Genomic DNA, 1,480 nt, shown 5'->3' on the forward strand with positions numbered 1-1,480 from the left:
GTTGAGGACGATGGTCAGCAGCCACTTGGAGTCCTTGAAGGTGATCAGGCCGCCCTTGCCTGCCTCGCTGCCGCTGAACTTCTCCATCAGCTCGAAGAACGTGGGGTCCTTCGTCGTCACGGTGAAGGATTCCCAGGTCGACTGCCCAATGGACGAGTTGAAGACCGCGGGCCTGCCCAGGCCCTGCCGCTTGGCCGCCAGGGTCTCCCACAGGCGCCAGGCGCCGTCGGCCCCGGTGGTGTCCAGGGCGGGCACCGTGTCGGTGGAGCCCAGGGTCGAGCCTGCCGTCATCGAACCGTTGGTGACCATGACCAGGTCGTCGGGGCCGAGCGTGATCTCCTCGCTCCGGCCGCCTCGCGTGCAGCTGAGAGCCGTGACGGTGAGGGCGTCACCCTCGGCGAAGGCCAAGTCGGTGACCGTGGTGCCCAGCTGCACGGTCACGCCCTGGTCGGTGAGCCACTTCAGGAGCGGGCGCACGATGGAGTCGAACTGATTGAAGCGCGTGCGGTAGATCCCCGACATGGAGTCGAAGGTCTTGAAGAGGTGGATGAACCGGTTGAGGTAGCGGCGGAACTCGATCGCGCTGTGCCACGGCTCGAAGGCGAAGGTGGTGCACCACATCCACCAGAAGTTCGTACGGAAGAACTCCGGGCTGAAGCAGTCGGTGATGCGCTTGCCGTCGAGCGCCTTCTCGGGGGTGCCCACGCACTTGACCAGTTCGAGACGGTCACGCTCCGAGAAGCCCATCGAGTGCGAGTCGATGACCTTGCCCGCGGCGTCGACGAGCCGGGCGTGGTCGTCCCAGGCGAAGTCCTCGTGGAAGGCGAAGGTGTCGTCGGTGACCGACTTCGAGGGATCGTCCAGGGAGGGGATCGAACCGAGCAGGTCGTAGGTGCACTCGAAGTGGATCTCGAACATCCGGCCGCCGCGCATCGTGTAGCCGGTCTCGGGTGACCCGGAGGCGTCCAGACTGCCGCCCTCGCGGTCCTGCTCCTCCAGGACGACGATGTCGGACCCCCTGAAGCCGCCCTCGCGGATGAGGAATGCCGCCGCCGACAGGGAAGCGATGCCGCTGCCCACCAGATACGCCTTTGCCATGGATGCCTTCTTCCCGTTCGTTGCCCGTGCTCCGTGCTCTTCGCGCCTCAGCTTCGGCGGACGCCCCGGCCCGTGCAGCACGAGGCGGCCGAACGGGTCAGCGCAGGCAGGGGCAGGCGGAGGGCGCCAGCGGATGCGGAACACGCCGCGCAATGTGAGCCTGGATGTGGGGGAGACACAGAGAGGTGGTTGGCCCATGTCAGTCATGGACAAGCTCAAGCAGATGCTCAAGGGCCACGAGGACAAGGCCGGCCAGGGCATCGACAAGGCGGGTGACTTCGTCGACGACAAGACCCAGGGCAAGTACTCCGGTCAGGTCGACACCGCCCAGGACAAGCTGAAGGACCAGTTCGGCAGGGACCAGGGCCAGCCCCCGCAGCAG

The 1,480-nt window shown here is 66.4% G+C and carries 2 protein-coding genes; one reads left to right on the forward strand and one right to left on the reverse strand.

Going from position 1 to position 1,480, the window contains the following annotated elements:
- A partial coding sequence (locus tag ACQKIP_RS47285) for an oleate hydratase (protein WP_427745846.1) occupies window positions 1–1,098 on the reverse strand: 1,098 nt, incomplete at its 3' end.
- A 196-nt stretch (window positions 1,099–1,294) separates the two neighbouring features.
- Between ACQKIP_RS47285 and ACQKIP_RS47290 the strand changes: the two genes are divergently transcribed.
- Window positions 1,295–1,480: antitoxin (locus tag ACQKIP_RS47290; protein WP_365854056.1), on the forward strand; the 186-nt coding region annotated here is incomplete at its 3' end.

This window comes from Streptomyces sp. NPDC059900 (genome assembly GCF_050270335.1).
Taxonomy (GTDB): Bacteria; Actinomycetota; Actinomycetes; order Streptomycetales; family Streptomycetaceae; genus Streptomyces.